The organism is Kitasatospora sp. NE20-6, assembly GCF_045862635.1.
Map to the genome: position 1 here is coordinate 1 of NZ_BPRL01000086.1, position 22,824 is coordinate 22,824.

The window sequence follows — 22,824 nt, forward strand, 5'->3', positions numbered from 1 at the left end:
TCGTGATCGACGACACCGCGATCCAGACCAGCTGATCCGGCCCGACGGCCCCCCGGGGGCCTGAAAGCCACCCAGGGCCCGGCGGCACCAGCCGCCGGGCCCCTCGGCGTACCCGCACACGACCGACGACCGACTCACCCGGACGTGTGAGAGTCCGGAAACCGCCGCGCAACACGAAACACGGCTGAAACACCCCTGTCCGCAGCCGGAAATGCGATCCGGACAAACTCTCCCGATCGGCGCCCCCTCCCACCCAGTCGTGCGCCGACGGAAGGTTCCGCATGCTCCTCGCCGACTCCGCCGCCGGCCTCGACACGGGCGACACCGCCTGGCTGCTGGCCGCCACCGCGCTCGTCCTGCTCATGACGCCCGGGCTCGCGCTCTTCTACGGCGGCATGGTCCGCACCAAGAGCGTGCTCAACATGATCATGATGAGCTTCGTCTCGATCGCCGTCGTCACCGTCGTCTGGCTGGTCGCCGGCTACTCGCTGGCCTTCGGCTCCGACGCCGGCGGCTGGGGCCTCATCGGCAGCCTCGACCACCTCGGCATGGCCGGCATCAAGCCCACCGACCTCACCGGGCACGTGCCGACGCTGCTCTTCGCGACCTTCCAGCTCACCTTCGCGATCATCACCGCCGCCCTGATCAGCGGCGCCGTGGCCGACCGCACCCGGTTCGGGGCCTGGGTGGCCTTCATCGCCGCCTGGACCCTCCTGGTGTACGTGCCCGTCGCGCACTGGGTGTTCTCGCCCGACGGCTGGGTGGTCGCGAAGCTCGGCGCGCTCGACTACGCGGGCGGCACCGTCGTCGAGGTCAACTGCGGCGCCAGCGGCCTCGCGCTGGCCCTGCTCCTCGGCCCCCGCCTGGGCTTCCGCAAGGAGGCCATGCGCCCGCACAACCTGCCGCTCGTGCTGCTCGGCGCGGGGCTGCTGTGGTTCGGCTGGTTCGGCTTCAACGCGGGCTCCGCGCTCGGCGCCAACGGCACCGCGGCGGCCGTCCTCCTCAACACCCAGGCGGCGGGCTGCACCGGCCTGCTGGGCTGGCTGCTGGTCGAGAAGCGCCGCGACGGCCACGCCACCACGCTCGGCGCCGCCTCCGGCGCGGTGGCCGGCCTGGTGGCCGTCACCCCCTCCTGCGGCAGCGTCGACCTGCTCGGCGCGCTCGCGATCGGCCTGGCCGCCGGCGTGGTCTGCTCGTACGCGGTGAGCTGGAAGTTCCGCTTCGGCTACGACGACTCGCTCGACGTCGTGGGCGTGCACCTGGTGGCCGGGGTCATCGGCACCCTGCTGATCGGCGTCTTCGCGTCCGCCGTGATGACCGGCGGGCCGGAGGGGCTGCTGCACGGCGGGGGCCTCGCGCTGGCCGGCAAGCAGGCGCTGGCCGTGCTGGCCGTGGGCGCGTACGCCTTCGCCGCCACCTACGGCATCGGCCGGGTCGTCGACCGGGTGATGGGCTTCCGGGCCGATCCCGAGCACGAACTGACGGGCCTGGACCTCGCCGTGCACGCCGAGACCGCGTACGATCACGGCGTTCTGGGCCACGGGACCGCGGCCCACGCCAGCGTGCTCGCGCACCCGTCCGACAAGGCCGCCACCGCATGAAGCTGATCACCGCCGTCGTCAAGCCGTTCAAGCTCGACGAGGTCAAGACCGCGCTCCAGGAGCGCGGGGTGCACGGCCTGACCGTGACCGAGGCCAGCGGCTACGGGCGCCAGCACGGGCACACCGAGGTCTACCGCGGCGCGGAGTACCGGATCGACCTGGTGCCCAAGGTGCGGATCGAGATCGTCGTCGAGGACGAGGACGCCGAGACCGTGATGGAGACCATCGTGACCGCCGCCCGCACCGGCAAGATCGGCGACGGCAAGGTGTGGTGCGTGCCGGTCGACGGGATCGTCCGGGTGCGCACCGGCGAGCGCGGGCCCGACGCGGTCTGAGTCCCGCTCCGGCGGCCGGGCCCCGCTCCGGCGTCCGGGCCCGCCCGGGGCCGGGCGTCAGCCCGCCCCCCGGGCCAGCTCGACGCCGCTGGCCGCGGTCGCGGCCGGGATCCGGGTGTCCCACACGGTGGAGGCGGCGATCGCGGTCAGCGCCGCGGCCGTGAGGGGCGGGTCGGCCCGGGTGGCGTTCAGGACGCTTCCCCGGACGGTGTCCTGCAGGACTCCGTTGAAGACCGTGATCTCGACGGCGAGGCCGTCCGGGTGCTGGGCGACCACCCGGCGGTACACGCCGTTCTCGTCCATCCTCTGCTCCTCCGCGAAGACCCTGGTCCCGTTGCCGAGCTGCGTGCAGTTCTCGGGGACCGGTGTCGGGAAGTACGGCGACGCCGGGCACCGGCCCGGCGTGCCGGCGCGGGTGTCGCGGGTCAGCTGCACCGTGACGGTGCTCCGGCTGCCCGGACCGGACTCCTGGTCGACCTGGAAGCCCACCAGGCTCCGGTCCTCGTTGGTGATCGGCGTGAAGTTCCCGTACCCGGTGGCTGTGTTGATATTGAAGAGCACGCCGAGGAGCCCCGCGGGGCTGGCCTCGACCGTTCCGTCGGCGGTCGGCCCGGTGGCCGGATCCGACACCCCGTTGCCCGCCGGCGCGACCGCAGGGGGGCGGCCGAACGGGTCGAGCCGGACGGCGGCCGCACCACCGGCGATCAGTCCCACCGCGAGCACGGCGCCCAGGCAGCGGGCGATCCGGCGCCGCCGCCGCAGCTTCCGGCCGCGCCGGGTGGCTTCGGCGATGATGGTGTGCACGGGCACGGCCGTCCGTGCGGCGTCCGCGTCGAGCATCCTGCCGAGTCGGTCTTCGATGTCCATGGCACAGTGCTCCGGGGGAAGCGGGCGGGGCGGGTCGGGCGGTCGGGTCAGAGCCGGAAGAGGAGCTCGCGGTCATCGCCGAGGATGGTGCGCAGCTTGGCCAGCGATCGGGTGTTGAGGCTCTTCACGGCGCCCGCGGACATGCCCATCATGTCGGCGACCGCCTCGATGCTGTGGTCCTCCAGGTAGCGCAGCACCACCACCGCCCGGTTGCGCGGCGGGAGTTGACCGAGGGCGGCGGCCAGGGTGAGCCGCAGGTCGCTGCCGGGGCCGCTGTGCAGCGGGCTGTCGGGCACCTCGGCGAGCACGACCTCGGAGGAGCGCCGCAGCCGGCGCTGGGAGAGGTAGGTGCGCAGCAGCACGGTGCGGGCGTAGGCGTCGAGGCCGGGTTCGTCCTCGCCGCGGCGCAGCCGGGGCCAGGCCGCGTACATCTTCGCGAGCGTCGTCTGGACGAGGTCCTGGGCCTGGTGCCAGTCGCCGCACATGAGGTGGGCGACCTGGAAGAGGCGGCGCGTACGGGTGGCCGCGAACTCCTCGAAGCCCGGTGCGCTCTCCATGCGTGTGTCCCCCGTGGTGCGTCGCCGGTGCGGTGCTGCGTTCGTCCTGTTCCACGCGGTGGCGGGGCGAAAGGTCGCGGCGGGTTTCGGCCACCGGGCGTGGCGAGTCCGAACCGTTGCATTCCGCTCTCTTGACGCTCCGTTCACGCGAGTCGTAAGTTCGGCGCGCTGAAAGTTTCCTGCAAGTTTCAGTGTTCTTGCAGAAAGTCACTCCGGACGCGGTCCGACGGTGCATCACCGGCAGGCCCCGCCCCCACCGCGCCCCACCGCGCCCCCCACCCTGCCCCACCACCCCGTACCACCGTTGTGCACCCCCCACCGTGCACCACCGCCCGCCACCCCCTGCGCCGCGGGCGACCTGGCAACCCCCACCCAGCCCCAGGAGACATCGTGGTCACCACCGTCAGCGAGGGCCGCCGCGGCCGCGTCATCGGCGCGCTCACCGCGTCCGCCGCCCTGGCCCTCTCGGTCGGCGCCGGCCTCTCGCTCGCGCCCACCGCCGAGGCCACCCCGCCCGGCAGCAAGGACGTCACCGCCACCCTCTTCGAGTGGAAGTTCGACTCCGTCGCCAAGGCCTGTACCGACACGCTCGGCCCCAAGGGCTACGGCTTCGTCGAGGTCTCCCCGCCGCAGGAGCACATCCAGGGCTCGCAGTGGTGGACGTCCTACCAGCCCGTCAGCTACAAGATCGCCGGCCGCCTCGGTGACCGCACCTCCTTCCAGAACATGATCAACACCTGCCACGCGGCGGGCGTCAAGGTCATCGCCGACTCGGTGATCAACCACATGGCGGCCGGCTCCGGCACCGGCACCGGCGGCACCAACTACACCAAGTACAACTACCCGGGCTACTACCAGGACCAGGACTTCCACTCCTGCCGGAGCGCGATCAGCAACTACGGCGACCGCGGCAACGTCCAGAACTGCGAGCTGGTCAACCTCTCGGACCTCAACACCGGCTCCGCGTACGTCCAGCAGACGATCGCCAACTACCTGAGCGACATGGCGAACCTGGGCGTCGACGGCTTCCGGATCGACGCGGCCAAGCACATCGCCGCCTCCGAACTCTCCGCCATCAAGGCCAAGATGACCAACCCCAACGCCTACTGGGTGCAGGAGGTCATCTACGGCTCCGGCGAGCCGATCCAGCCGTCCGAGTACACCGGCACCGGCGACGTCGACGAGTTCCGCTCCGCGACCTGGCTGAAGAGCGCCTTCAACGGCGGCAAGATCTCCGACCTCTCCACCTGGGGCAACGGCCTGCTCGGCAGCAGCCAGGCCCGCACCTTCGTCGACAACTGGGACACCGAGCGCAACGGCTCGACCCTCAACTACAAGTACGGCTCCGCCTACACCCTCGCCAACGTCTTCCTGCTGGCCAACCCCTACGGCTCGCCGAACGTCTACTCCGGCTACGCCTTCTCGGGCAACGACGACGGCCCGCCGAACGGCGGCACCGTCAACGCCTGCTACAGCGACGGCTGGAACTGCACCCACGCCTGGCGCCAGGTCGCCAACATGGTCGGCTTCCGCAACGCCGTCTCCGGCACCGCGATGACCAACTGGTGGTCCAACGGCAACAACGCGATCGGGTTCGGCCGCGGCAGCAAGGGCTACGTCGCGATCAACCGCGAGAGCGGCTCGATCACCCAGACCTTCCAGACCTCGCTGCCCGCCGGCACCTACTGCGACGTCCAGCACGGCGACCCGACCACCGGCGGCGGCTGCAGCGGCCCCGCCTACACCGTCGGCTCCACCGGGCAGTTCACCGCCACCGTCGCGGCCGGCGAGGCCGTCGCCCTGTACGTCGGTGCGGGCGCGACCGCCTCCCCGACCGCCACGCCCACCGCCACGGCGACGCCGACCGGCACCACCTCCGCCACCGTCTTCTACTCGACGAACAAGAACTGGTCGGCGTACTACCTGCACTACGCCCCGACCGGCGGCACCTGGACCACCGCGCCGGGCGTCGCGATGACCGCCGCCTGCACCGGCTGGGTGAAGTACACGGCGAGCCTCGGCACCGCCTCGGGCCTCGCGGCCACCTTCAACAACGGCTCCGGCACCTGGGACAACAACAACAGCGCCAACTACGCCCTGGGCACCGGCAACGTCACCGTCAAGGACGGCGTGGTCGGCAGCGGTGACCCGTGCGCCACCGCCACCCCGACCGCCACCGCCACCACCTCGGCCACCCCGACCGCCACCGCGTCCCCGACCTCCGCCACCGGCGGCGCGTCGTTCGCGGTCACCGCGACCACGGTCGTCGGCCAGAACATCTACGTGGTCGGCAGCAACGCCGCCCTCGGCGCCTGGGACACCTCGGCCGCCCTGCTGCTCTCCTCGGCGAGCTACCCGGTCTGGAAGCTGGACGTCGCGCTGGCCGCGGGCACCGCGTTCGAGTACAAGTACATCCGCAAGGACGCGAGCGGCGCCGTCACCTGGGAGTCCGGCGCGAACCGGACGGCGACCGTGCCCGCGAGCGGCGCCGTCACCCTGAACGACACGTTCCGCAGCTGACACAGAGCCCCCACCCGGACGGCCGCCGCACCCACCCAGGGTGCGGCGGCCGTCACGGTTGCCGGGCCGAAACCGCCCGAACGAGTGGACCAGGAGCGGTGATCGCGCCCGCGTCACCCGCGGGGTGCCAGCATCGCCCGAGTGACCACCACCCCCACCACCCTCCTGCACCTCGAACTCCGCGGCGGCCGCTGGGACGGCCATCGGAAGCACGTCCACGCCTTCGCACCGCCGCCCGCCCTGCGGATGGCGCTGCGCGTCGAACTCCCCTCCGCCGAGGCGGGCGAGTACTGGCCGACCACCAGCGTCTACCTGCTCGACCCGGACGGGCCGGTGGCGGGCTACCGGCACTCGCACGACGAGTGAGCGCCCGCGGGCGGGGCGCCCGGCACCGCCGGACACCCCGCCCGCGGCCGGCCGGCGGAGCAGCCGACCGCACCCGGCTGCGCGCCGTCAGCCCCGGCCGATGTACGGCATCGCCGTCGCCGTCACCGTGGCGAACTGCACGTCGGCCTCCAGCGGGAGCTCCGCCATGTGCCGCACCGTCCGGGCGACGTCCGTCGGTCCGTCCGACCCGCCGGGCTGTGGCAACCTCCGGGGCCCCGCCTGCAACCCCGCCGTCCGGCGGGGCCGGGGGCCCGCACACCCCCGCCGACCGGCCGGGACACGGCCGCCGCCCCGCCCTGCCGCAACCGGGTGCGCACGCTCCGTCGTCGTAGGATCACGGACGGCGAGGACGCCCCGCGGCCGCGCCGTCCCGGGGTGCCCGGGCCCGCCGCACCGGCCCCGGACCAGGCTCCGCCCCCGGGCCGCCCCGCCCGGCCGGCCGCCGGGCGCCACACCGCCGGAGACGCCCACCGTGCACCCGCAACCCCCTCGTGCCCGCGCCCGCGCGGCCCGGTTCCGCAGCCTTCCCGCGGGTGCCGCCGCGCTCGCCCTGGCGGCGGCCGTCGCGGGCTGCGGGTCCGCCGCGCCGTCCGGCTCGCAGGACCGCGCCGCCGCCCGGACCGCACCGGGCGGACCGCCGGGCCGGGGGAAGGTGCTGATGCCGTCCGGACCCGCCGCGGAGCTGACGAAGGCGCGCGACACCGCCGCCGGGCCGATCCTCCTCACCACCCTGCACGGTGCGAAGTCCGGGGTCACGGGCAAGGTCTGGGTGTGGCTGCCGCCGCAGTACCACGACCCGGAGTACGCCTCCCACGGCTTCCCGGTGCTCACGCTCTACGCCGGCGGCCAGAGCGCCGGCTACAACACCTGGACGGACGAGCAGCTGCCGGTGCAGGAGATCGACGCCCGCCTCGCGAAGGAGGGCCGGGCGCACCCCTTCATCCTCGTGATGCCGGTGCAGAACCTCGACGCCGCCGAGTCGAAGGCGCTGGAGTGCTCCGACATCCCCGGCCGGCCGCGGATGGGCACCTGGATGGCGGAGGACGTGCCGGACTTCGTCCGCGCCAACTTCCGCACCGTCAGGGGGCGCGACGGCTGGGGCCTGATGGGCGCGTCCACCGGCGCGTTCTGCAGCGCCAAGCTGGCCCTGCAGCACCCGGACGTCTTCCGGGCCGCCGTGCCGATCGACGGCTACTACGACCCCGACTCCCCGCTGTGGAAGGGCCACGAGCAGGAGCGGCGCGCCAACAGCCCGCGCGAGCTCGTCGCGCAGGGCCGCGCCGACGTCCGGATGCTCGCGACCGCCGGCGGCGCCAACACCTACGAGACCGGCCTGGTCAAGGCCTGGGTGAAGCGGGCGGTGCCCCCGGTGACCGTCGAGTACTACGAACAGCCCGGCGGCAAGCACCTGACCTCCGACTTCGGCAGGATGATCCCGGTCGCCCTGGAGTGGCTCAGCCGGAACCTCACCGGCCCGCAGCGCGACTGACACGCCGTCGCGCACCCGTACGGACGAACCGGCGCGTCTGACTGCGGGCGGGGCCGCGGAGCGGGATACTCCGTAGGAGCCGGCGGGCGACCGCCGGGCCGTGCCGCTCCTGCCGCCGCGCCTGCCCGGGCGCCGGGCACCCCGGCGCGCGAGCCCCGCGGTGGTCGGCCGGGCCCTCCCGGACCGCCCGATCCCCGCGCTGACCTGCGCGTCAATCGGTCATTGATTCGACTCTGATGGGCTGACCCCACGCTGGAGCCCTGGCCGAGCACCACTCGCGGTGCCGGAATCCTTCCAGCCCCAGTCAGCCGCGAAGAGAGCGCCATGCCCAGCCATCTGCTGTCCGTCGACCCGCCCCAGATCCCCGCCCAGCCGCACGCGGAGCGCCGGATGCCGGACGTCCAGCCCGTACCGTTCGCCGGCCTCCAGCTCGTGCACGCGGCCCTGCGCCGCGACCTCGCCCGCCTGCCCAACGCGCTGCGCCTCCTCCAGCCCGGGGACGAGCCCGCCGCGCAGGCGCTCCAGCGCCACTGGGACTTCATGACCGCCATGCTGACCTGCCACCACGAGCAGCAGGACTCCCGCCTCTGGCCGCTGCTCCGCCGGTTCGCCCCCGAGCTGCGCCTGCTGCTCAACTGGCTGGAGGCCGACCACCACAACCTCGACCACTCCTTCACCCGGGTCACCACGCTCGTCCGCATCGCGACCCGCGACCCCGCCAGCGCCTGGCCGGTGGCGTACGCCGTCGAGGAGCTCGCCGCCCGGGTCGAGACCCACCTGCGGATCGAGGAGCGGCAGTTGCTGCCCCGCATGGCGGGCGTCTTCCCGGTGGGCTCCCGGATCGGCACGCTGCCCGAGCTGCTCGACCTGCTGCGCGCCGCGGACGGCCCGGCCTCCTCGGACGCCCTCGTCTGGCTGCTCGACGGAGTCGAGGAGCGGCAGATCGACCTCCTGCTCGCCGACTGCGACGACACCACGGTGCGGCACTGGCCGCACTGGCGGGACACCTACGCCCGCTGCTCCGAGCAGCTGTGGGGCCACACCCGCTGACCTGCGTCCGCTGACCCGCACCTGCTGACCCGCGTCCGCCGACCGGTGCCCGCGCCCGCACCCCGCCGGCCCGGGCTCAGGCGGTGCCCAGGGCGGCCAGGTACGGCGCGAGGTCGGCCGGGTCGGCGGTGGCCAGGCCGATGTAGCCGTCGGGGCGGATCAGCAGGTAGCCCTCGCCGTACCCGTCGGCGACCCGGACGGCCGGGACGCCCGCGGGCGGCCGGGGCACGTCCGGCAGGGCGGCCCCGGCGACGACCAGGGTCGGGTGGGGGCCGCGCAGCACGTCGAAGAGCCGGTGGACGGCGCCGTCCGGGGTGGTGCACGCGGTGTCCGGCGCGCGGTCGCCGGCCTGCAGGGCGTCCTCGGCGAGGCCGGTGCGGTGCTCGGCGGTGAGCGGCCCGCCGCGGTAGCCGACGCCGAGCTGTTCGGTGCGCGGGCCGCGCCGGGTGCCGGAGGAGACGCCGCCGGCCCGGTGCAGCGAGGTGGAGATCTCCAGGACGTCCGCGGCGACGGGCAGCCGCTCCAGCTCGTAGGTGTCGAGCAGGGCGGGGTCGGCGCCGTGCCGCAGCACCCGGCCGAGCTTCCAGCCGAGGTTGTAGGCGTCCTGGACGCTGGTGTTGAGGCCCTGGCCGCCGGCCGGGGAGTGCACGTGGGCGGCGTCGCCGGCGAGGAACACCCGGCCGAGCCGGAAGCGGTCGGCGAGGGCGGCGGTCGGCCGGAAGGCGGAGGCCCAGCCGACCCCGGCGACGGCCTCCGCGGGCAGGTGGGTGCGGTCGGCGACGAGCTGCCGCACGGCGGCGGGGGCGGTGTCGGGCTCGCCCTCGGCGCACTGCGCGAACAGCTGGAAGTCGGTCGGGCCTCCGCCGGGCATCGGGCACAGCAGGGCCGGGCCGCCGGGCGCCTTCGGCCAGATGTGCCAGTGGTCGCGCTCCAGGCCGGTGATCCGCACGTCGGCGACCAGGGCGGGCGTCGGGTCGACGCTCTCGCCGGCCATGGGGATGCCCACCGCCCGGCGGACGGTGCTGCGGCCGCCGTCCGCGGCGACCAGGTAGCCGGCGGTGGCCGTGACGGTGCCGCCGGGCCCGGCGAGCTCGACCTCCACGCCCGCGGCGTCCTGCCGCACGGCGGTGACGGCGGTGCCGAACTCCACCTGCCCGCCGAGCTCCAGCAGCCGGGCGTGGAGGATCTCCTGGGTGCGCCACTGCGGGATCATCCAGACCTCCGGCCACGGCACGCCGTCCTCGGCGGGGTGGCGCTCCATCAGGTCCCACTCCTGGCCGGGGGTGCCGTCCTCCCAGGTGAGCATCAGCGGGTAGCGGGAGCCGGCGGCGTGCACGGCGTCGAGGACGCCGAGGTCGTGCAGCACCTCCTGCGTGCGGGGCTGCAGGCCCTTGCCGCGGGCCCCGGGGAAGAGCTGTCCGGCCTGCTCGACCAGGCGGAACGCCACCCCGCGGCGGGCGAGGTCGCAGGCGAGGACGAGGCCGGTCGGTCCGGCTCCGGCGATCAGGACGTCGGTGTGCACGAGGGTCTCCTTAACGTTGTTAAGTGGTGCTTCCGAGGATCCACTTAACGCTGTTAAATTGTCAAGGGGGATCCGACGGCGCAGGATGCAGCCATGCCGCCCAAACTTGACCGCGCCCAGGTGGTCGACACCGCCCTGCGGCTGCTCGACGAGACCGGCCTCGACGGCCTCACCCTGCGCCGCATCGCCGCCGAACTCGACGTCAAGGCGCCCGCCCTCTACTGGCACTTCGCCAACAAGCAGGCCCTGCTCGACGAGATGGCCACCGAGATGCTCCGCCGGATGCTCGCCGCCGCCCCGCCGCCGGGCCCGGACGCCGACTGGCGCGACTGGCTCCTCGCCACCTGCCGCACCCTGCGCCGCGCCCTCCTCGGCCACCGCGACGGCGCCAAGGTCTTCAGCGGCACCCGCCTCACCGACACGGGCCACGCCGCCCGCTTCGAGGAGCAGCTCCAGGCCTTCGTCCGCGGCGGCTTCGCCCTGGCCGACGCCGTGCACGCCTACTTCACCGCCTACTCCTTCACCATCGGCTTCGTCATCGAGGAGCAGGCCGTCCACCCCCTGCCCGGCAGCCGCGCCCCCGGCTACGACCCCGGCGCCCGGGCCGAGGCCGTCGGACCCGACCACCCGCTCACCGCCGCCTCGGGCGAGGGGCTCTTCACCGACTACGACCACCGTTTCGAACGCGGCCTCGCGGTGATCGTCGCCGGGGCCGAGGCCGTGCTGCTGCCCTGAGACCGCGCCGCGCGCGGCCGCCGCCGGGCCCGCCCCCACCGCCGGGGCGTGCCCGGCGGTGGGGGCGGGTCACCCTGAACCGGACACCTTCCCGGGGAAGCCCTGCTAACCTCCGCCCGGTGACGACCCTGTTCGAACCTGCGCTGCTCACCCGGCTCAAGGCCGCGGAGCGCATCCTCATCGCCGGTGCCGGCGGCGGCTTCGACATCTACGCGGGCCTGCCCATCGCGCTCGCCCTGCGGGCGGCGGGCAAGGAGGTGCACCTGGCCAACCTCTCGTTCAGCCACCTCTACGGCCTCGACGCCGACGTCTGGCTGGAGCCGGACGTCGCCGCGATCCGCCCGGACACCCGCAGCGCCGAGGGGTACTTCCCGGAGCGCACCCTCGCCCGCTGGCTGCACCTGCACGGGATGCCCGACACCGTCTGGGCGTTCGCGTCGGTCGGCGTCCAACCGCTGCGCGCCGCGTACCGGGCGCTGACCCGGCACCTGGACGTCGACGCGGTGCTGCTCGTGGACGGCGGCACCGACATCCTCCTGCGCGGCGACGAGTCCGGGCTCGGCACCCCCGAGGAGGACATGGCCTCGCTCGCCGCGCTCGCCGGGCTGCCGGACATCCCCGAACGCCTCGTCGCCTGCCTGGGGTTCGGCATCGACGCGTACCACGGGGTCAACCACGCACTGGTGCTGGAGAACCTCGCCGCGCTCGAACGGGAGGGCGGCTACCTCGGTGCGTTCTCGCTGCCGCGGGGGAGCCGGGAGGGCGCGCTCTACCTGGACGCCGTCGAGCACGCGCGGGCGACCTTTCCGGAGCACCCGAGCATCGTGCACGGCTCGGTCGCGGCGGCGCTGCGCGGTGAGTTCGGGGACGTCCGGTTCACCGAGCGGACGAAGCACGGCGCTCTGTTCGTCAACCCGCTGATGACGCTCTACTTCGGCGTGACGGTCGAGGCGCTCGCCGCCCGGCACCTCTATCTGGACCGGATCGAACGCACCGTTCTGATGCGGCAGATCAGTTCGGCCGTCGAGGAGTTCCGCGACACCCTGCCCGCACCCCGCCCACCTCGGGTTTTCCCGCACTGACCGCCGCGCCGGTGCCGGCCGGCGGAGCGGAGGGGCGCGTACGGGACGGTGCGCGCCGGGCTCGTGGTCATGCGCGCGGGCGTGCGCCGAACTCCCGTGCCTCCGCAGCCGCTCGGCCATCGGTGTGCCCCCGTCCGGCCCCGGGCAGACTCCGCCGCGATCATGACCGTCGGCCCGGACGACCCCGTCCGGCACCCGCCGACGGCCGAGGAAAGGTGACGCGGCAGTGGCCCAACCGTTCGAGCTGCCGGACTTCTACGTACCGCATCCGGCCACGCTCAACCCCCATCTGGAGCACGCCCGCACCCACACCAGGCAGTGGGCCCGCGGCATGGGCATGCTGGAGGGCTCCGGGGTCTGGGACGAGCACGACCTCGACTCCCACGACTACGCCCTGCTCTGCGCGTACACCCACCCCGACTGCGACGCCGCCGAACTCGCCCTCGTCACCGACTGGTACGTGTGGGTGTTCTTCTTCGACGACCACTTCCTGGAGCTCTTCAAGCGCACCCTCGACCGCAAGGGCGGCAAGGCGTACCTCGACCGCCTCCCCGCGTTCATGCCCATGGACCTCTCCGACGGCATGCCCGAACCCACCAACCCGGTCGAGGCCGGCCTCGCCGACCTGTGGCTGCGCACCGTGCCCGGCATGTCGACCGCCTGGCGCGAGCGCTTCCGGGAGAACACCGAGCACCTGCTCAACGAGTCGATGTGGGAGCTCTCCAACATCAACGCCGGCCGGATCGCCAACCCGGTCGAGTACATCGAGATGCGCCGCAAGGTCGGCGGTGCCCCCTGGTCGGCCGGCCTGGTCGAGCACGCGGTCGGCGCCGAGGTGCCCGCCGTGATCGCCGCCAGCCGCCCGATGGGCGTCCTGCGGGACGCCTTCTCCGACGGCGTCCACCTGCGCAACGACCTTTTCTCCTACCAGCGCGAGGTCGAGGACGAGGGCGAACTCTCCAACGGCGTCCTCGTGCTGGAGACCTTCCTGGGCTGCTCCACGCAGGAGGCCGCCGACCGGGTCAACGACCTGCTGACCTCCCGGCTGCACCAGTTCGAGAACACCGTCTTCGCCGAACTCCCCCTGCTCTTCGCCGCGCACGGGCTCGACCCGGCGTCCTGCACCGACGTCATGAAGTACGTCAAGGGCCTCCAGGACTGGCAGTCCGGCGGTCACGAGTGGCACATGCGCTCCAGCCGGTACATGAACAACGGTGGTGCCGCCGCCGGGCGCACCCCCGACCTGCCCGGCCCGACCGGGGTCGGCACCCAGGCCTCCGACCTCCTCAAGTCGATCCGCGGCCTCGCCGGTCCGGGCCGCGCCCGCAGCTTCACCCACACGCCGTTCCGCGCGGTCGGGCCGTCGCTGCTGCCCGACTTCGAGATGCCCTACCCGACGCGGCTCAGCCCGCACCTGGGCGAGGCCCGGCGCAACCTCGTCGACTGGGCGCACCGGGTGCAGCTCATGGACGCCCTCCCCGGCGTGTGGAACGAGGAGAAGCTCGTCGACTACGACTTCCCGCTCTGCGCCGCCGGCATCGACCCGGACGCCACCCCGGCGGAGCTCGACCTCTCCTCCGGCTGGCTCGCCTGGGGCACCTACGGCGACGACTACTACCCCGTGGTCTTCGGCGCCACCCGCGACCTGGCCGGTGCCAAGCACTGCAACGACCGGCTGCTGGCGTTCATGCCGCTCGACGGGCCGCTCACCGAAGTGCCGCTCAACGGCCTCGAACGCGGCATCGCCGACCTCTGGCAGCGCACCACCGCGCCCATGGACGACGGATCCCGCCGCCGGTTCCGCGCCGCGGTCGAGAAGATGCTCGACGCCTGGCTGTGGGAGCTCCTCAACCAGGCCCAGAACCGCATCCCCGACCCGGTCGACTACCTGGAGATGCGCCGCCTCACCTTCGGCTCCGACCTCACCATGAGCCTCGCCCGGCTCGGCCACGGCCGCAGCGTCCCCGACGAGGTGTACCGCCACGCCTCCATGCTGGCGCTGGAGAACTCCGCCGCCGACTACGCGATGCTCGTCAACGACGTCTTCTCGTACCAGAAGGAGGTCGAGTACGAGGGCGAGGTGCACAACCTCGTGCTGGTCACGCAGAACTTCTTCGACTGCGACTACCCGACGGCCCTCGGCGTCGTCCACGACCTCATGAAGTCGAGGATGAGCCAGTTCCAGCACGTCGCCGACCACGAACTCCCGCAGCTCTACGACGACTTCGACCTCGACGCGGCCGCCCGCGCCGCCCTCGACGGCTATGTCGTCGAGTTGCAGGACTGGATGTCCGCCGTCCTCACCTGGCACCGGGAGTGCCACCGCTACGCCGAGCCCGACGTCGTCCGCCACCACCGGCCCGCGCTCCCGGCCGCGCCCGCGGGCACCGCCGTACCGCCGCCCGCGGCCCCGGGCCCCGTCCCTGCCGCGGCGGCACGGGCGGCCGAGCCGGCGCCCGCGCGCCCGGCCCTGCCGCCCGTCCCGCTCGGGCCGACCGGCCTCGGCACCTCAGGCGTCCGCCTCCCCGCGGCCGCCGTCCCCGCTCTCCGGTAGCGGCACGTCCGGTGCCGCCGAGACCACCAGCGCCTCGGCGGCACCGGCGTGCAGCCGGACGAAGCCGTCGCCCGGCACCACCGTGAGCTCCCGGTCGAAAGCGCCGGGCCGCAGGACGGCGTCGCCGACGCCGTCGGCGTTCAGGACCACCAGGTCCCACGGGCCGTCCCCGCCGTCGGGCGGCGGGCACCCCAGGTCGTGGCCCGCCGAGGCCGCCTCGGCGACCGTCCAGGCACGCCGGGACGGCCGCAGGTGCAGGTTCCACCGGAGCCCGGCCCGGGCGCGCAGCTCCCGGCCGAGCCGGGTGCGGGCGGCCGCGGCGCCGGCGAGCTCCTGGGCCGCGTTGTTCCAGAAGTCGGCCAGGCCGGATACGAGGAGCCGGTCGTACGTCCGCCCGTCGCGGGCGGCCTCCTCGATCTGCTGCACCGTCGCGTCCAGCAGGTGGCAGTAGGCCTCGAAGGTGCCCCGCGGGCGTATCACTTCTTCGCCGCCGCGAGGATCTTGACGGTGGTGTGGAAGAACCGCGAGGTGGCGGTGCCCGGGTAGGCCTTGCCGAAGAGGGCGGCCGGGTTGCCGCCGAACCGGCCGTTGCGCAGGTGCAGCACCACGAAGGCGGCGTGCGGGGTGGTGCCCACGAGCTCCCAGTCGCCCCTGGGGGAGGTGACCGGCGGGGTCAGGGCGCCGGGCAGCGGCTCGGAGAGGAAGAGCACGCACAGCCGCACCTCGGGGGTCACCTCCACCCCGGCGAACGGGTCGGCGTCGACGATCGCCTCGACCTCCGCGACCGTGCACAGCACCGTCGGCACGGCGTAGCCGAGGGCCGCCTCCAGGTGCTGCTCGACGCGGGCGGTGAGCGCGGCGCGGTCGGTCTCGTCCGTGGTGAAGAAGACGTTGCCGCTCTGGATGTACGTGCGGACCGCACCGAGGCCGAGCTCCGTGAAGAGCCCGCGGAGGCGTTCCATCGTGACCGTGCGCCCACCCACGTTGATCGCCCGGAGGAAGGCCATGTACGTCTGCGTCATACCGGCAGTGTGTCAGTGGTCACTGTCAGACTGGAGGGATGACGACGTGGCAGGATTTCGAGCACGAAGCACCCGATCTCGCGCCGCTGGTGCGGGCCCGTTTCGAGGCGAACCGCCACCACGTGCTGGCCACCCTGCGCCGGGACGGTGCACCCCGGGTGAGCGGCACGGAGGTGCAGTTCATCGGCGCCGACCTGACCATCGGGTCGATGTGGGGTGCGGTGAAGGCCGTCGACCTGCGCCGGGACGGCCGCTTCGCGCTGCACAGCAACCCGGGCGACGAGACGATGGCCGGCGGTGACGCGAAGGTCTCGGGCACGGCGGCCGAGATCACCGACCCGGTGGAGCTGGCCGCGTACGAGTCGGACCTCCCGCAGGCGCCGCCGGGCTCGTTCCACGCGTTCCGGCTGGCGCCGGACCTGGTGGTGCTGACCACCGTGGAGGGCGACCGGCTGCAGATCCGTTCCTGGCGGCCGGGCGAGGAGGTCCGCTCGGTGTACCGCAGCTGAGGGGGGCGGGGCGGGTCAGCCGGGCAGCACCGACCGCAGCGCCTCGGGCGTGCGGGCGACCACGGCGTGCCCGTCGTCGGCGGTGATGATGGGGCGCTGGATCAGGACCGGGTGCCCGGCGAGCGCCGCGATCCAGCGTTCCCGGTCGGCGGGCTCGCGCGGCCACTGCCGGAGGCCGAGGTCCTCGGCGGCCTGCTCGTCGAGGCGGGTGATGTCCCAGGGGTCCAGGCCGAGGCGGGCGAGCACGTCCTGCAGCTCCGCCGGGGTGGGCGGCTCCTCCAGGTAGCGGCGGACGGTGTACTCGGCGCCGGCGGCGTCGAGCTCGCCGACGGCGGCGCGGCACTTGCTGCACCGCGGGTTGATCCAGATCTCCATGGCGCCACCCTATCGAGCGAAGCTCCACGGCCGGGGAACTCCACCGCAGGCCGGGGCGGTTGTACGGGCAGGGCGCGAGAGGGGAGCCGCAGGTGGACGGTGCAGCCGTCATCGAGCAGCTGATGACACCGGAGGGGCGGGCCGACCCGTACCCGCTGTACGAGCAGGCGCGCAGGCTCGGCCCGGTCGCGCCGTGCTGGCCCGGCACGCTCCTGGTGTCCGGGCACCGCGAGGCCGACGAGGTGCTGCGCAACCCGGCCTTCGGCGTCGCCGACGCCGCGATGCGCGAGGAGTGGGAGCCGGGCTTCTCCACGCACTCCGCGAGGACGCTCCTCGCCCGGTCGGTGCTGGAGCGCAACGCCCCCGACCACGCCCGGATGCGGTCCCTGATCACCTCGGTGTTCACCCCGCGCCGGGTCGCCGCGCTGGAGCCCGCGGTCACCGCGGCCGTGCACGGCCTGCTCGACACGATGGCGGAGCAGGGCGCGGGCGGGGCCGCGGTCGACTTCATGGACGCCTTCGCGTTCCCGCTGCCGGTCGGGGTGATCTGCGAGCTCCTCGGTGTCCCCGCCGAGGACCGCCACCGCTTCCGCGGCCTGGCCGCCGACCTGACCGTCGCCCTGGAACTGGTCGCCGGCGACGCCGAGATCGCCGCCGCCGACGAGGCCGCCGACGAACTCGCCGGCTACTTCGCCGGGCTCGCCGCCCGGCGGGCGGCCGAGCCCGCGGACGACCTGGTGAGCGCCCTCGTCCAGGTGGCCGCCGCCGACCCGGAACGCCTCTCCGGTGCGGAGCTGCTGGCCAATCTCGTCCTCCTGCTGGTGGCCGGTTTCGAGACCACCACCAACCTGCTCGGCAACGGCCTCGCGCTGCTCTTCGAACACCCGGACGCCGCGGCCGCGCTGCGGTCCGGCGCGGTCACCCCGGCCGGCCTGACCGACGAGGTGCTGCGGTTCGACTCCCCGGTGCAGTTCACCTCGCGTCTGGCGTCCGCCGACGGCCTGGAGGTCGGCGGGCTGCCGGCGCCCCGCGGCACCGGGGTGTTCCTGCTGCTCGGCGCGGCCAACCACGACCCGTCCCGGTACGCGGACCCGTCGCGGTTCGACCCCGGACGCCGCGACGGCCGGCCGCTCAGCTTCGGCGGCGGCCCGCACTACTGCCTGGGGGCCCGGCTGGCCAGGCTGGAGGCGGCCGTGGCGTTCCCCGCACTGCTCGCGCGGTTCCCCGCACTCGCCCCGGCCGGACGGCCCGAGCGGCGGGACAGGCTCGTCCTGCGCGGATTCCGGACCCTCCCGGTGGCCGTGCGCTGATCCGCCCCGGCCGGGGCCCGACCCCGGCCCGGTCCCGGCCCGCCCGGCCGTCCGGTGGTGGCGCCCGGGCCGGCCGGCACGTCCCGCCCGCGCGGGAACCCCCCGGTCTCGGCGAGGATGGTGAGGATGCGAACGTCTGCGGCCCCACCCGCCGCGGACGCCCCAGCCGAGGAGGACCGCGTGCGTGCCCTCACCCCGCCGTCGGCCGCCCGGGCCCGGCCCGGCGGCGCACACGGCACGGCCCAGCCGCACCGGACGTCCGACGACGTCCGGGCGCCGCTGTGGGTGCTGCTCCTGCCCGTGCTGCTGCTCGTCGTCGACCTGGTGTTCGACTTCGGCTGGCCGGTGACCACCGCCGCCGGGTTCCTGCTCACCGTGCTGCCCGTCGTCTCCGCCTTCGGCTACGGCCCGCTCGCCGTCGCGGGCTCCACCGTCCTCGCCGTCGGCCTCCAGATCCTGCTCGCCACCCGGGCCGGCCACCTCTCCGAGCAGCACCACGTGTGGATCTACATCGCCACCACCCTCGCCGGGATCATGGGCACCGCCCTGTCCTGGCAGCGGCTGCGGCGGTCCCGCGACCTCGTCCGGGTGCGCAGCATCGCCGACACCCTCCAGTACACGGTGCTGCGCCCGGTGCCGGCCCGCGTCGGCAGTCTCCGGACGGTCGGCCGCTACCGGCCCGCGCACGCCGACATCGGGGTCGGCGGCGACCTCTACGAGGTCTGCGAGACCCGCTTCGGCACCCGGGTCCTGCTCGGCGACGTCCGCGGCAAGGGCCTCGACGCCGTCCGCACGGTCGCCGACGTGCTCGGCGCCTTCCGGGTCACCGCCCACGAGACCGCCGACCTGTGCGAACTCGCCGACCAGCTCGACCGCCAGGTGCTCCGGGACGCCGCCGAGGGCGACGACGACGAACTCTTCGTCACGGCCGTCCTCCTCCAGCACCGCCCCGAGGGCCTGCTCGTCGAGCTGGTCAACCGCGGCCACCTCGATCCCCTGCTGCTCACCCCCGCCGGGGTGCGCCCGGTGCGCTGCCCCGAGTGCCTGCCGCTCGGCCTCGGCCACCTCGGCGGCGAGTCGTCCGCCCCGGTGGCGGTCGAGCTGCCGCCCGGGCACACCCTGCTCCTGCACACGGACGGCGTCAGCGAGGCGCGGGACGCGAACGGCGAGTTCTATCCGCTGACCGAGCGCCTCACGGGGCTCGGCAGCACCGATCCGGCGGTGGTGGTCGACTTCCTCGACCGCGACGTGCGCCTGCACGCGGGCAGCCTCGGCGACGACCTGGCCGTGCTCGCCCTCAGCCCCGCCGGGAGCTGACGGCCGGGGCCCGCGGCAGCCCGTGCCGGGCACGGAGCACTGCCCGGGACGAAGCACTGCCGGGCACGAAGCACTGCCCGGCACGTCCTGTCCGCCCGTCCGGCGTCGGCCGATCCGGTGACCGCGCCCCCCGACCTCGCGACACCGCGCCCGTGCAGCCCTGCGAGGCATCCGGCGGCGCCTACATTCGGTCCGTCCGGCCGCCGCTCCGGCGGCCCGCGGAGAGGACGAGCCGTGTTCGGCACCACCAAGGCCTTCAGCAGCTTCGCCGTGAACGACATCCCGGCGGCCCGGCGGTTCTACGGCGAGACCCTCGGGCTCGACGTGTCGGAGGAGAACGGCATGCTCAGCCTCCGCCTCGCCGGCGGCGCGAGCGTCTTCGTCTACCCGAAGCCCGACCACACCCCGGCCGGCTTCACGGTGCTCAACTTCTCCGTCGACGACATCGAGCAGGCCGTCGACGACCTGGCGGCCCGCGGCGTCTCCTTCGAGCGCTACCCAGGCTTCGAGGCCGACGGCCGCGGCATCGTCCGCGCCGAGGGCGGCCCGATGATCGCCTGGTTCACCGACCCGGCGGGCAACGTCGTCGCCGTGATGCAGGACCGCTGACCGTACGGCCGCCGCGGGTTCCCGGCCGGGGCTCGCGGCGGCCGCCCCGGAGCGGGGAGAATCGGTGCATGCCGGAGCCCGCCCTCATCCCGCCCGTGCCGCAGCGACTGCCGGAACGCGTCAGCTGCCGCCGCTGCGGCCGCCCCCTGCACGACCCGGTCTCGCGCATGCTCCGGCTGGGGCGCGAGTGCCGGGGGCCGGAGGACGTCGCACGGGTCGTGGCGGGGGAGCAGGACACCCTCCCCGGCCTGTCCGCGGCCGGCCCGGCGGCGCCGGACCAGGGCCCGGACCCGGCGCCGGGCGCTCCGGCGCGCACCGCCCCGGCAGGCCCCGGGACCGCACCCACGGAAGGCACCGCGCCGTGACCGACGACCTCCGCGCCCGGCTGGACACCCTCGCCACCGAGGCGTTCCGTCCGGAACTCGCCGACCTCGACCTGCTCCCCACGCTGCGGATCGCCGAGCTCATGAACGGCGAGGACCGCACCGTCCCCGAGGCCGTCGGCCGTCTCCTGCCGGAGATCTCCGCGGCCGTCGACGCGATCGCGGACCGCCTCGCCCGCGGCGGCCGCCTGGTCTACGCGGGCGCCGGCACCGCCGGCCGGGTCGGCGTCCTCGACGCCGCCGAGTGTCCGCCGACCTTCTCCACCCCGCCCGGGCTGGTCGTGGGCCTCATCGCGGGCGGACCGGAGGCCGTGCTGCAGGCCGTCGAGGGTGCCGAGGACGACCGCGGGCTCGCCGTCCGCGACCTCGACGGCCTCCGGATCACCGCCGCCGACGCCGTGATCGGCGTCTCCGCCTCCGGCCGTACCCCGTACGCGGTCGCCGCCGTCGAACACGCCCGCGCCCGCGGGGCGCTGACGGTGGGGCTGGCCTGCACCGACGGCTCCGAGCTCGGCGCTGCCGCCGAGCACCCGATCGAGGTGGTGGTCGGACCCGAACTCCTCACCGGCTCCACCCGGCTGAAGGCCGGTACCGCGCAGAAGCTCGTGCTCAACATGGTCTCGACGATCACCATGGTCCGGCTCGGCCGCACCTACGGGAACCTGATGGTCGACCTCCGCGCCACCAACGCGAAGCTCCGCGCCCGCTGCCACCGCATCGTCACCCTCGCCACGGGCGCCGGCCCCGCCGCCGTCACCCGCGCGCTGGACGCCGCCGACGGCGAGGTGAAGCCCGCGATCCTCACCCTGCTCACCGGCCTCGCCCCGGCCGACGCGACGGCCCTGCTCGCCGCCCACGCCGGCCGCCTCCGCGCCGCCCTCGACGCGGCGGCCGCCGCAGGGGCGTGAGCTCCCGCCGGGCCCGGGCCCGGAACGGCACGGTCCGCCCGTCCGGCCGGGGGCCGGGCGCGCGGACCGTGCCGTTCGGGGTGCTTACAGGTCGAAGTACAGCTCGAACTCGTGCGGGTGCGGGCGCAGGGCGATCGGGGCGATCTCGTTGGTGCGCTTGAAGTCGATCCAGGTCTCGATCAGGTCGGGGGTGAACACCCCGCCCGCGAGCAGGTACTCGTGGTCGGCCTCCAGGGCCTCCAGCACGGCGGGCAGCGAGGACGGCACCTGCGGCACCGCGTCGTGCTCGTCGGGCGCCAGCTCGTACAGGTCCTTGTCGACGGGCTGGAGGGGCTCGATCTTGTTCTTGATGCCGTCCAGGCCGGCCATCAGCATGGCGGCGAAGGCCAGGTACGGGTTGGAGGACGGGTCGGGCGCGCGGAACTCGATGCGCTTGGCCTTGGCGTTGGAGCCGGTGATCGGGATGCGGATCGCGGCGGAGCGGTTGCGCTGCGAGTAGACGAGGTTGACGGGCGCCTCGAAGCCCGGCACCAGGCGGTGGTAGGAGTTCACCGACGGGTTGGTGAACGCCAGCAGCGACGGGGCGTGCCGGAGCAGGCCGCCGATGTAGTAGCGGGCGGTGTCGGAGAGGCCGGCGTAGCCCTGCTCGTCGTAGAAGAGCGGGGAGCCATCGGTCCACAGCGACTGGTGGACGTGCATGCCGGAGCCGTTGTCGCCGAAGATCGGCTTGGGCATGAAGGTGGCGGTCTTGCCGTTCCGCCAGGCGACGTTCTTGATGATGTACTTGAACAGCATCAGGTCGTCGGCGGCGTGCAGCAGGGTGTTGAACTTGTAGTTGATCTCCGCCTGGCCGGCGGTGCCGACCTCGTGGTGCTGCCGCTCGACCTGGAGGCCGGCCGCGGCGAGTTCGAGCGACATCTCCGCGCGCAGGTCGGCGAAGTGGTCGACGGGCGGCACGGGGAAGTAGCCGCCCTTGTACTTCACCTTGTAGCCGCGGTTGCCGCCCTCCTCGATCCGGCCGGTGTTCCAGGCGCCGGCGATCGAGTCGATGTGGTAGTACGACGCGTTGGCGCTGGTCTCGTAGCGCACGTCGTCGAAGACGTAGAACTCCGCCTCGGGGCCGAAGAACGCGGTGTCGGCGATGCCGGAGGAGGCGAGGTAGGCCTCGGCCTTCTTGGCGACGTTGCGCGGGTCGCGGCTGTAGGCCTCGCCGGTGATCGGGTCCTGGATGAAGAAGTTGATGTTGAGGTGCTTCTCGGTCCGGAACGTGTCCAGGCGGGCGGTGGCCAGATCCGGGACGAGTGCCATGTCGGACTCGTGGATCGCCTGGAAGCCGCGGATCGAGGAGCCGTCGAACATCAGGGTCTCGGACGGGTCGAAGGTCGCTGCGGGCACCGAGAAGTGCTGCATGACGCCCGGCAGGTCGCAGAACCGGACGTCGACGAACTTGATGTCGTTGTCCGTGATGTACTGCCTGACCTCGTCGGCGTTGGTGAACATCGATCCTCCTCGGCGTGCGGTGTCGGCCAACCGTAGGAGCCGGCCGTTTCCGGTTGGTGATTTCCCCGTCCTCTGCATGTTAACCAGCCGCCCGTTCGCGAGCCGCAAAGCCATACGGGCCCGGGCAAATCGACTCGCCGCCCACGGAGGGCCGCACACCCCGCCGGGCCGGGCGCCCCGGGTGCCGTACGG

At 74.0% G+C, this 22,824-nt stretch carries 22 protein-coding genes and 1 pseudogene; 15 read left to right on the forward strand and 8 right to left on the reverse strand.

What is annotated here, in order from left to right:
• The first annotated feature begins 281 nt into the window (after positions 1–281).
• A complete protein-coding gene (gene amt, locus SNE206_RS36530) occupies positions 282–1,601 on the forward strand; it encodes an ammonium transporter (protein ID WP_407917891.1) in 1,320 nt (439 codons plus the stop codon).
• Complete coding sequence (locus SNE206_RS36535; RefSeq protein WP_407917892.1) at positions 1,598–1,936, forward strand: P-II family nitrogen regulator; 339 nt, start codon at positions 1,598–1,600, stop codon at positions 1,934–1,936. Before amt ends, SNE206_RS36535 begins: the two co-directional genes overlap by 4 nt.
• A gap of 57 nt (positions 1,937–1,993) precedes the next feature.
• Here the strand turns inward: SNE206_RS36535 and SNE206_RS36540 are convergent, their stop codons facing one another.
• Positions 1,994–2,803 (reverse strand): hypothetical protein, encoded by an 810-nt coding sequence (locus SNE206_RS36540; protein ID WP_407917893.1) that lies wholly within the window; start codon positions 2,801–2,803, stop codon positions 1,994–1,996.
• A 47-nt stretch (positions 2,804–2,850) separates the two neighbouring features.
• Entirely contained in the window at positions 2,851–3,360 is a 510-nt protein-coding gene (locus SNE206_RS36545; RefSeq protein ID WP_407917894.1) for a SigE family RNA polymerase sigma factor, read from the reverse strand.
• 429 nt (positions 3,361–3,789) lie between these two features.
• Here SNE206_RS36545 and SNE206_RS36550 point away from each other — a divergent pair, with 429 nt between their 5' ends.
• Both SNE206_RS36550 and SNE206_RS36555 read left to right on the forward strand, forming a co-directional pair.
• Positions 3,790–5,880: a carbohydrate-binding module family 20 domain-containing protein gene (locus tag SNE206_RS36550; protein ID WP_407917925.1), complete on the forward strand. Its 2,091-nt coding sequence runs from the start codon at positions 3,790–3,792 to the stop codon at positions 5,878–5,880.
• A 141-nt stretch (positions 5,881–6,021) separates the two neighbouring features.
• The gene (locus tag SNE206_RS36555) at positions 6,022–6,246 is read left to right on the forward strand and encodes a hypothetical protein (RefSeq protein ID WP_407917895.1); all 225 of its coding nucleotides are present in this window, start codon (positions 6,022–6,024) and stop codon (positions 6,244–6,246) included.
• 87 nt (positions 6,247–6,333) lie between these two features.
• Here SNE206_RS36555 and SNE206_RS36560 read toward each other — a convergent pair.
• Positions 6,334–6,441 (reverse strand): annotated as a pseudogene (locus SNE206_RS36560) (3-oxoacyl-ACP reductase); the annotation flags it as partial.
• 298 nt (positions 6,442–6,739) lie between these two features.
• Here SNE206_RS36560 and SNE206_RS36565 point away from each other — a divergent pair.
• Together SNE206_RS36565 and SNE206_RS36570 are read left to right on the forward strand one after the other, a co-directional pair.
• Positions 6,740–7,756 (forward strand): alpha/beta hydrolase, encoded by a 1,017-nt coding sequence (locus SNE206_RS36565; RefSeq protein ID WP_407917896.1) that lies wholly within the window; start codon positions 6,740–6,742, stop codon positions 7,754–7,756.
• A gap of 324 nt (positions 7,757–8,080) precedes the next feature.
• Entirely contained in the window at positions 8,081–8,806 is a 726-nt protein-coding gene (locus SNE206_RS36570) for a hemerythrin domain-containing protein (protein WP_407917897.1), read from the forward strand.
• Positions 8,807–8,882: 76 nt separating this feature from the next.
• Here SNE206_RS36570 and SNE206_RS36575 read toward each other — a convergent pair whose 3' ends face one another.
• Entirely contained in the window at positions 8,883–10,328 is a 1,446-nt protein-coding gene (locus tag SNE206_RS36575) for an FAD-dependent monooxygenase (RefSeq protein WP_407917898.1), read from the reverse strand.
• A gap of 93 nt (positions 10,329–10,421) precedes the next feature.
• Here SNE206_RS36575 and SNE206_RS36580 point away from each other — a divergent pair, with 93 nt between their 5' ends.
• The 3 genes from SNE206_RS36580 to SNE206_RS36590 all read left to right on the forward strand — a co-directional run bounded on the left by SNE206_RS36580 (position 10,422) and on the right by SNE206_RS36590 (position 14,699).
• The gene (locus SNE206_RS36580) at positions 10,422–11,063 is read left to right on the forward strand and encodes a TetR/AcrR family transcriptional regulator C-terminal domain-containing protein (RefSeq protein ID WP_407917899.1); all 642 of its coding nucleotides are present in this window, start codon (positions 10,422–10,424) and stop codon (positions 11,061–11,063) included.
• A gap of 119 nt (positions 11,064–11,182) precedes the next feature.
• Entirely contained in the window at positions 11,183–12,145 is a 963-nt protein-coding gene (locus tag SNE206_RS36585; protein ID WP_407917900.1) for a DUF1152 domain-containing protein, read from the forward strand.
• A gap of 226 nt (positions 12,146–12,371) precedes the next feature.
• Entirely contained in the window at positions 12,372–14,699 is a 2,328-nt protein-coding gene (locus SNE206_RS36590; protein ID WP_407917901.1) for a terpene synthase family protein, read from the forward strand.
• Here the strand turns inward: SNE206_RS36590 and SNE206_RS36595 are convergent.
• Together SNE206_RS36595 and SNE206_RS36600 are read right to left on the reverse strand one after the other, a co-directional pair.
• Positions 14,655–15,179, reverse strand: a complete 525-nt coding sequence (locus SNE206_RS36595; protein WP_407917902.1) for a hypothetical protein — start codon at positions 15,177–15,179, stop codon at positions 14,655–14,657. The genes SNE206_RS36590 and SNE206_RS36595 overlap by 45 nt on opposite strands.
• A complete protein-coding gene (locus SNE206_RS36600; RefSeq protein WP_407917903.1) occupies positions 15,176–15,721 on the reverse strand; it encodes a DUF1697 domain-containing protein in 546 nt (181 codons plus the stop codon). Before SNE206_RS36600 ends, SNE206_RS36595 begins: the two co-directional genes overlap by 4 nt.
• Before the next feature lie 38 nt (positions 15,722–15,759).
• Here SNE206_RS36600 and SNE206_RS36605 point away from each other — a divergent pair, with 38 nt between their 5' ends.
• Positions 15,760–16,230 carry a pyridoxamine 5'-phosphate oxidase family protein gene (locus SNE206_RS36605; protein WP_407917904.1) on the forward strand — a complete coding sequence of 157 codons (471 nt, stop codon included), beginning with the start codon at positions 15,760–15,762 and terminating at the stop codon, positions 16,228–16,230.
• Positions 16,231–16,245: 15 nt separating this feature from the next.
• On the opposite strand, the gene SNE206_RS36610 is transcribed toward SNE206_RS36605, so the two are convergent.
• Entirely contained in the window at positions 16,246–16,605 is a 360-nt protein-coding gene (locus SNE206_RS36610) for an arsenate reductase family protein (RefSeq protein WP_407917905.1), read from the reverse strand.
• Between the two features lie 92 nt (positions 16,606–16,697).
• Between SNE206_RS36610 and SNE206_RS36615 the strand changes: the two genes are divergently transcribed.
• The 5 genes from SNE206_RS36615 to murQ all read left to right on the forward strand — a co-directional run bounded on the left by SNE206_RS36615 (position 16,698) and on the right by murQ (position 21,132).
• Positions 16,698–17,915: a cytochrome P450 gene (locus SNE206_RS36615; RefSeq protein WP_407917906.1), complete on the forward strand. Its 1,218-nt coding sequence runs from the start codon at positions 16,698–16,700 to the stop codon at positions 17,913–17,915.
• Positions 17,916–18,095: 180 nt separating this feature from the next.
• Positions 18,096–19,232, forward strand: coding sequence for a PP2C family protein-serine/threonine phosphatase (locus SNE206_RS36620; RefSeq protein WP_407917907.1), 1,137 nt, complete (start codon positions 18,096–18,098; stop codon positions 19,230–19,232).
• A gap of 234 nt (positions 19,233–19,466) precedes the next feature.
• Positions 19,467–19,841 carry a VOC family protein gene (locus SNE206_RS36625; protein WP_407917908.1) on the forward strand — a complete coding sequence of 125 codons (375 nt, stop codon included), beginning with the start codon at positions 19,467–19,469 and terminating at the stop codon, positions 19,839–19,841.
• 68 nt (positions 19,842–19,909) lie between these two features.
• The gene (locus tag SNE206_RS36630; protein WP_407917909.1) at positions 19,910–20,206 is read left to right on the forward strand and encodes a DUF6011 domain-containing protein; all 297 of its coding nucleotides are present in this window, start codon (positions 19,910–19,912) and stop codon (positions 20,204–20,206) included.
• Positions 20,203–21,132, forward strand: a complete 930-nt coding sequence (gene murQ / locus SNE206_RS36635) for an N-acetylmuramic acid 6-phosphate etherase (protein ID WP_407917910.1) — start codon at positions 20,203–20,205, stop codon at positions 21,130–21,132. Before SNE206_RS36630 ends, murQ begins: the two co-directional genes overlap by 4 nt.
• An 84-nt stretch (positions 21,133–21,216) precedes the next feature.
• On the opposite strand, the gene glnA is transcribed toward murQ, so the two are convergent.
• Positions 21,217–22,632 (reverse strand): type I glutamate--ammonia ligase, encoded by a 1,416-nt coding sequence (gene glnA / locus SNE206_RS36640; RefSeq protein WP_407917911.1) that lies wholly within the window; start codon positions 22,630–22,632, stop codon positions 21,217–21,219.
• Between the last annotated feature and the right edge of the window lie 192 nt (positions 22,633–22,824).